Annotated in this window: 5 protein-coding genes; 1 reads left to right on the top strand and 4 read right to left on the bottom strand. The window is 62.2% G+C overall.

Going from position 1 to position 8,454, the window contains the following annotated elements; genetic code table 11:
• From ACXJ7R_RS18475 to ACXJ7R_RS18460, 4 genes are all read right to left on the bottom strand, one after another.
• A partial coding sequence (locus ACXJ7R_RS18475) for a beta strand repeat-containing protein (RefSeq protein ID WP_457153102.1) occupies positions 1-2,222 on the bottom strand: 2,222 nt, incomplete at its 3' end.
• Between the two features lie 122 nt (positions 2,223-2,344).
• Complete coding sequence (locus tag ACXJ7R_RS18470; protein WP_457153101.1) at positions 2,345-4,843, bottom strand: beta strand repeat-containing protein; 2,499 nt, start codon at positions 4,841-4,843, stop codon at positions 2,345-2,347.
• Between the two features lie 204 nt (positions 4,844-5,047).
• The gene (locus ACXJ7R_RS18465; protein WP_457153100.1) at positions 5,048-5,977 is read right to left on the bottom strand and encodes a glutaminase; all 930 of its coding nucleotides are present in this window, start codon (positions 5,975-5,977) and stop codon (positions 5,048-5,050) included.
• A gap of 4 nt (positions 5,978-5,981) precedes the next feature.
• Positions 5,982-7,130, bottom strand: a complete 1,149-nt coding sequence (locus tag ACXJ7R_RS18460) for a pyridoxal phosphate-dependent aminotransferase (RefSeq protein ID WP_457153099.1) — start codon at positions 7,128-7,130, stop codon at positions 5,982-5,984.
• A gap of 145 nt (positions 7,131-7,275) precedes the next feature.
• Here ACXJ7R_RS18460 and ACXJ7R_RS18455 point away from each other — a divergent pair.
• The coding region (locus ACXJ7R_RS18455) for a M48 family metalloprotease (protein ID WP_457153098.1) at positions 7,276-8,454 on the top strand (1,179 nt) is incomplete at its 3' end.

Genomic DNA, 8,454 nt, shown 5'->3' with positions numbered 1-8,454 from the left:
GTGCTTTCACTGACGATATCGCCGGCATTGTCGACGAAGTAGGTGTCGGTGCCGGCCCCGCCTTCCAAACGGTCGGCACCTTCCTTGCCGTCCAGCGTATCGTTGCCGCCAAGGCCGATCAGCGTGTTGACGCCGGAATTGCCGGTCAGCGCGTTGGCCAGGCTGTTGCCGGTGGCGTTGATCGAGGCCGCACTGCGCAGTGCGACGTTCTCGATGTTGCCCGTGAAGTGATTGCCATCGCTAAGGCTGATCGAGATGTAGCTGTTGACGATATCGGCGCCGTCGGCGCCGACGGTGCTTTCACTGACTATATCGCCGGCATTGTCGACGAAGTAGGTGTCGTTGCCGATGCCGCCTTGCATCGTATCGGCGCCCCCCTTGCCATCCAGCGTATCGCTGCCGTCAAGGCCGATCAGCGTGTTGACGGCAGAATTGCCGGTGATGACATTGGCGAAGGAATTGCCGGTGCCGTTGATGTTCGCCGATCCAGTCAGCGTCAGGTTTTCCAGTTCCTGGCCGGAGAGATTGAAAGAGATGGAGCTGTTGACCGTATCGGTGCCCTGACCATTAGCCTCGATCACATGATCCCCGGCATTGTCGACGATGTAGGTGTCGTTGCCTTGCGCTCCGCTCATCGTATCGGTGCCGCCGAGCCCGTCGATGACGTTGTTGCCGGAGTTGCCGGTGATCACATTGGCGATCGAGTTGCCGGTGCCATTGATATTGCGGGCGCCGATCAGCGTCAGTTTCTCCAACTCCTGGCCCGAGAGGTTGAAGGACACGGTGCTGTTGACTGTATCGATGCCCTGGCCATTCACCTCGACCACATGGTCTCCGTAATCGTCAACGAAGTAGGTGTCGTCGCCGGTGCCGCCGCTCATCAGATCGGCGCCGGCATCGCCGCTGATCGTATCATTGCCGCCAAGGCCCGACAGCGTGTCGTTGGCTTCGCCGCCATTGATGTGGTCGGCAAAGACGTTGCTGCCTTGCCAGATGTCATCGGCGGCGGTGCCGACGAAGACGGTAGGGTCGAAGATCGCGGCGCGGATCCAAGAGCCGCCGTCGCCGCCATCATAGGAGTCCCAGGTGAACACGAGGCGGCCATCGGCCAGCGCCGTGATTGCCGGGTAAAACTGGCTGTTCGCTGCCGTCGAATTGACGATGAAGTCGCTGCCGGCCGCTGAACCGTCGGCGTTGTAGACGCGGGCGCGGATGCAGCTGCTATCGCCGTCGCCGGCATCATAGGAATACCAGGTGGCCACAAAGCGGCCGTCGGCCAGCGCCGTGAGCGCGGGGCTTAGCTGGCCGTCGGTTATCGTCGAATTGACGATGAAGTCGTTGCCAACCGCCGAACCGTTGGCGTTGTAGATACGGGCGCGGATGCAGTTTCCGCCACCGTCGCCGGTGTCGTAGGACTGCCAGGTGGCCACGAAGCGGCCATCGGCCAGCGCCGTGATGTCGGGGGCACTATGGGCACTATAGCTGTTGGTTATCGTCGAATTGACTATGAATTCGTTGCCGGCCGCAGAACCGTCGGCGTTGTAGACGCGGGCACGGATGCCGTTGGCGCTACCGTCGCCACTGTCGTAGGACTGCCAGGTGACCACGAAGCGGCCATCGGCCAGCGCCGTGATCGCGGGGACAAACTCGGTGTATGTTGCTGTCGTCGAATTGACGATGAAGTCGTTGCCGGTCGCAGAACCGTCGGCGTTATAGAGGCGGGCGTAGATGTAACTGCCGCGGATGCCACTACCCTCGCCGAGGTCATAGGACTCCCAGGTGGCCACGAAGCGGCCATCGGCCAACGCCGTGATATCGGGGGAATTCCCGCCACTCGTTGCCGCCGAATTGACGATGAAGTCGTTGCCGGCCGCCGTACCGTCGGCGTTGTAGATTCGGGCGCGGATGCAATTGCCGATGCCGTCGCCGTGATCTTCTGACTGCCAGGTGGCCACAAAGCGGCCGCCGTCCAGCGCCGTGATTGCAGGGCTATACTGATCGCCCGTTGCTGTCGAATTGACGATGAAGTCGTCGCCGGCCGCTGAACCGTCGGCGTTGTAGAGGCGGGCACGGATGCACAAGCCATCGCCATCGCCGGGGTCATAGGACATCCAGGTGTCCACGAAGCGGCCGTCGGACAGCGCCGTGATCGCGGGGCCAAACTGACTGCCCATTGTCGTCGAATTGACGATGAAGTCCTGTCCTACGCGTCCAATGGGCATGGCTCGTTCTCTTTCGCTGCAGGCAGGGTGTAAAATGGCCAGCCGCCAGCATGGCATTGGCTGCACCTAAAGGTTGCATCAGAGTATCCCGTCCTGGTCAAGGACTGGTGGTACTTCTGACCTTACACAACGACGAAATCGGCGTTGGTCAGCGCCAGGTTGGCGGCCAGTGTGGCGAAATGGGTCGAGCCGCCGGCAGCACTGCCGTTGCTGTCATAGGTGAGCCAGCCGGTGTCGGTCTCGTAGATGATGTGGTCGTTGCCGTCACCCGCAAGGCCGGTGGTGTTCTTGACGAACTGGTCGGCCGACAGCGTGCCGTTGCCGCCAAGCGCGGCAAAGATGGCGTTATCGACCCGGATAGTGTCATCGACCACCGAGAAGTCTGTGATGCGGTCGACATTGGTCGAGGCATTGAGCGCCGTGGTGAAGACGAAGATGTCCTGGCCGGTGCTGCCGGACATCGTGTCGKYGCCGCCCYTGCCGTCCAGTAMGTTGTTGCCGGAATTGCCGRTCAKCGYRTTGGCCAGGCTRTTGCCKGTGGCGTTGATCGAGGCYSCACCGMGCAGCGCGACGTTCTCGATATTGCCCKTGAAATGGTTGCCRTCGCCRARGTTGATCGASATRWAGCCRTTGACGGTATCGGTGCCGTAGGCGCCGGCSGTGCKCTCACTGACGGTATCGCCSGCATTGTCGACATAGTAGCTGTCGTTGCCCTGAGCGCCTCTCATCGTGTCGGCGCCACCCATGCCATCCAGCACATTGTTGCCGGAATTGCCGGTCAGCGTGTTGGCCAGGCTGTTGCCGGTGGCGTTGATCGCGRCCSCACCGMGCAGCGCGACRTTCTCGATATTGCCCTTGAAGTGGKYGSCAYCGCCAAGGTTGATCGAGAYRTAGCCATTGACGAYATCGGTGCCGTTGGCGCCGGCMGTRCTCTCRTCGACGAKATCSCCGGCATTGTCGACRWAGTAGGTGTCGTYGCCGRKSCCGCCYTGCATSGTGTCGGCRCCRCCCTTGCCATCCAGYGTGTCGTTGCCWYCAAGSCCGATYAGCGTGTTGATGCCTGAATTGCCTGACATGATGTTGGCAATCGAGTTGCCAGTGCCGTTGATATCACCCGTTCCCGTCAGCGTCAGATTTTCCAATTCCTGGCCGGAGAGATTGAAGGACACGGTACTGTTGACTGTATCGGTGCCCTSGCCATTGGCCTCRRKGACAWSRTCGCCGGCATTGTCGACCCAGWAGGTATCGTTGCCGATGCCGCCTTTCATTGTATCGGCGCCGGCACCACCGTTGAGGACGTCGTTGCCCGCATCGCCGCTGATCGTATCATTGCCGCCAAGACCCGACAGCGTGTCGGCGCCGTCGCCGCCGTTGATGTGGTCGGCGAAGACATTGCTGCCTGGCCAGACGTCATCTGCGGAGGTGCCGACAAAGATGGTAGGATCGAAGATTTGAGCACGAATGCAGCCGCTGCTGCCATCACCACTGTCTAATGACTGCCAAGTGACCAAGAAGCGGCCATCGGCCAGTGGCGTGATCGCTGGGGTGTACTGATCACTGCTTGCCGTCAAATTGACGATGAAGTCGCTGCCGGCCGCTATGCCGTCGGCATTGTAGACGCGGGCGCGGATACAGGTGCCAGAGCCGTCGCCGGTGTCATCGGACTGCCAAGCGGCCACGAAACGGCCATCGGCCAACGCCGTAATTGCTGGGTTAACCTGATAGCCCGTTGTTGTCGAATTGACGATGAAGTCGCTCCCGGCCGCACTGCCGTCGACATTGTAGATTCGGGCGCGGATGCAGGCGCCGCTGCCGTCGCCAATGTCATCGGACACCCAAGAGGCCAAGAAGCGGCCATCCGCCAGCGTCGTGGTTACTTGGGCATTCTGATAGCCCGTTGTCGTCGAGTTGACGATGAAGTCGTTGCCGGCCGCACTGCCGTCGACATTGTAGATTCGGGCGCGGATACAGGAACCAGAGCCGTCGCCGATATCAAAGGAAGTCCAGGTGGCCACGAAGCGGCCATCGGCCAGCGCCGTGATCTCTGGTTCGACCTGATAGTCGTGCGTTGCCGTCGAATTGACGATGAAGTCGCTCCCGGCCGCGCTGCCGTCGACATTGTATATTCGGGCGCGGACGCAGGCGCCGATGTCGGTATCAGTGTCAGTTGACTCCCAAGTGACCACAAAGCGTCCGTCACCCAGCACCGTGATCGCTGGGTTAAGCTGATTGCCCGCCGCTGTCGAATTGACGATGAAGTCGTTGCCGACCGCATTGCCGTCGACATTGTAGATCCGTCCGCGGATGCAGAGGCCATCGCCATCGCCGGTGTCATAAGACTGCCAGGTGGCCACGAAGCGGCCATCGGCCAGCCCCGCGATCGCTGGGGCATTCTGATAGCCCGTTGCCGTCGAATTGACGATGAAGTCGCTGCCTATCGCCTTGCCGTCGACACTGTAGATTCGTCCGCGGATGCAGATGCTATCGCCGTCGCCGGTGTCATAAGACTGCCAGGTGGCCACGAAGCGGCCATCGGCCAGTTCCGTGATCGCTGGGCTAACCTGACCGCCGGTTGCCGTCGAATTGACGATGAATTCCTGTCCTACGCGTCCGATGGGCATGACTCGTTCTCTTTCGCTGCAGACAGGGTTTGAAACAGAAGACTGCGTCAGGGGACCGTCTTGGTCAAGGACTGGTGCTACCCATTTGCAGTCGTCCCCAACAAGAACGGACGACATTACTGTGGTCAAGGCAATTATTGCAGATTTACCCGGCGGGCATGAAGTCTATCAGTCGAGCGGCGTTTCCATGAACAATAGACCGCTCTACGGCGCGAAAATCGACCAGTTCATCATCCTGGCCAGCTTTTCCAGCGCGATCGAGCCCAGCTTGGAATTGCCGTTGGCGTTGAGGCCGGGCGACCAGACGGCGAGCGAGGCTACGCCCGGCACGATGCCCAGTATGCCACCGCCGACGCCGCTCTTGCCGGGAATGCCGACGCGGAAGGCAAAGTCGCCCGATCCGTCATAATGGCCGCAGGTCAGCATCATGGCGCCGATGCGCCGCGCCCGCTCGGCCGACACCACGCTATGTCCGGTCGCCGGATTCTTGCCGCCGTTGGCGAGAAAGCGGCCGGCGAGCGCCAGCTGCCGGCAACTCATGGCGATGGCGCAGTGGTGGAAGTAGACGCCCAGCGCCAGCTCCGGCGCATGGTTGAGATTGCCGAAGGATTTCATGTAGTTGGCAAGCGCAAAGTTGCGATAGCCTGTGGCCCGTTCGGAGGCCGCGACCTCGCGGTCGATAACGATCGTCTCGTCATCGGCCAGGAATTGGATGAAGCGCAGGATTTCGCCGATCGCCTCGCGCGGCTGGTGGCCGGCAAGCAGGATGTCGGAAACGACGATGGCGCCGGCATTGATGAACGGATTGCGCGGAATGCCGTTCTCATGCTCGAGCTGGACGATCGAGTTGAACGGATTGCCCGACGGCTCGCGTCCGACCCGCTGCCACAGCGCATCACCGACATTGCCGAGCGCCAGCGTCAGGGTGAACACTTTCGAGATGCTCTGGATCGAAAAGGCCTGATCGGCGTCACCCGCCATCAGCACGCGGCCGTCATTGGTGACGGCGGCAATGCCGAACTTCTTGGGATCGACCTTGCCGAGCTGCGGAATGTAGGTGGCAACAGCGCCGCGATCGGTGCGTTCGGCCATTTCGGCGGCGACTTCGGCGAGCGCCTGTTCGAGTTCTGGCATGGTGCTACCTCAACCAGCGTTCAATGCGCGCCATCGCCTCGACCATCTCGTCGTGGCTGCCGGCATAGGAGAAACGCATCGTGCGGTGCCCCGCCTGGGTGTCGAAGTCGCGGCCGGGCGTCGCCGCGACATGCGCCTGCGCCAACATCTTTCGTGCGAAGGCCATGCTGTCGTTGGTGTGCCTGGTGACATCGCAAAAGGCATAGAAGGCGCCGTCCATCGGTGCCGCCAGCGGAAAGCCGAGTTCCGGCAGGCGTTTCATCAACAGCTCGCGATTCCAGGCGTAGCGGCCTTTCACCGCTTCCAGCTCCTCAGTCGCCTTGAACGCCTCGATCGCGGCGATCTGCGACAGTTCCGGCGGCGAGATGTAGAGGCTTTGGGCGACGCGTTCTACCGGCCGCACCAGATCTTCGGGCAACACCATCCAGCCGATGCGCCAGCCGGTCATGCAGTAATATTTCGAGAACGAGTTGATGACCGTCACGTCGCCGCCACAGGCAAGTGCGGTGGTATCGGGGGCGGCATAGGCCAGCCGATGATAGATTTCATCTGATATCACGGCGATGCCGAGCTCCTGTGCCGTCCTCACCAGGGCCGCCAGCTCATCGGCCGGTATGACGGCGCCGGTCGGATTGGCCGGACTTGCAAACAGCACGCCTTTCAGCGGCTTTTCGCGATGTGCGGTTTCCAGATGGCCGGCATGCAGGTAGGCGGCGTCGCCGAGTTCGATCTCGACCACGTCGATGCCGAGTGCGGCCATGATGTTGCGATAGGCGGGATAGCCGGGCGCGGCGATGGCGACGCGGTCGCCTGGATCGAACATCGCGAGGAAGGCGAGGTTGAAGGCGGCCGACGATCCGGTGGTCACCGCGATCCGGCTCGGTGAAATATCGAGGCCATAGTGATCGGCGTAGTGCTCGGCGATCGCCTTGCGCAGCGCGGCGAGGCCGAGCGTGTCGGTGTAGCCGATGCGTCCGTCCTGCAAGGCCTTGGCCGCCGCCGCGCGAACGCCGATCGGCGCAGGGTCGGAGGGCTGGCCGACGGCCATGGAAACCACCGGCACGCCCTGGGCCTTCAGGCGGTTTGCCTCGGCCAGAATGTCCATGGCGTGGAAGGGCTCGACATTGCCACGACGTGAGAGCGAAACGACCATTTAACCAGTATTCCCGATGGTTGAAGGCGCCAAACTCGGGCGCATGCGCCGCACAAATGCCCGATTGATGTGAGGATCACAAGTTGAGGAAGTTTCCGGCGCCGACTTTTCATCTTTCGCCCGCTCGTCTACCAGTGGAACCATCATGTTGAGCCGACCCAGATCGACGATTGCCCGGACAGCGCGCGTCTTTGCGACGCTTTCGCTTGGCGTTGCCGTCGCGTTGGCGGATTCGGTCAGCGCCTTCGCCCAGAACGTGCCAGTGGTACGCGACGCCGAGATCGAGGCGCTGGTGCGCGATTATGCGCGGCCGATCTTCAAGGCGGCAGGACTGGCGAACGACGGCATCGACATCGTGCTGGTCAACGACCAGAGTTTCAACGCCTTCGTCACCGGGCGCCGGCTGTTCATCAACACCGGCGCGCTGATGACGGCCGAGACACCCAACGAGATCATCGGCGTCATTGCCCACGAAGCCGGCCATATCGCCGGCGGCCACCAGCAGAAGCTGCGCGAACAGCTCGAACGTGCCAAGACCATGGCCATCATCGCCACATTGCTAGGGGCCGGCGCCATGGTCGCCGGTGCCACCACCAACAGCCGCGGCCTTGCCGGCGCCGGTATCGGCATGGCGGCGGGCGGCGGCGAGATGGCGCAGCGAAGCATCCTCGCCTATCAGCGCACCGAGGAGATAACCGCCGACCGCTCGGCGATCACCTATCTCAACGCCACCGGCCAGTCCGGCATGGGCATGCTGAAGACGTTCCACCGTTTCCAGACGGCGCTGTCGCTGTCGGGCGCCCAGGTCGATCCCTACCGGATCAGCCATCCGATGCCGCAGGACCGCATCGCCAATCTCGAAGTGCTGGTGAAACAGAGCCCCAATGTCGACAAGGTCGACCCGCCGGCTCTGCAGCAGCGGCACGACATGATGCGCATGAAGATCGCCGTCTATATGGAAGGCCAGGCGGGGTTGGCGCGGCTGATGCGCAAGATGCCCGGCAGCCTTGCCGCACAATATGGCGATGCCGAGTCGACGTACCTGTTCGGCAACATAGCCACCGCGCTCGCCAAGACCAATGCACTGATCAAGGCGCAGCCGAAGAATGCATATTTCCAGGAACTGCGCGGCGACATCCTGATGAAGGCGAACAGGCCCAAGGAGGCCGCGGATGCCTATGCCAAGGCGGTCAGCCTCGACCCGGCGCGGTCGGGATTGCTGCCTGTCTCGCTTGGCCAGGCGCTGATGGCCGTAGGCGGTCAGCCTCGACCCGGCGCGGTCGGGATTGCTGCCTGTCTCGCTTGGCCAGGCGCTGATGGCCGT

The organism is Mesorhizobium sp. P5_C1 (assembly GCF_054049815.1).
This window is presented reverse-complemented; position numbering and strand designations above follow the sequence as displayed.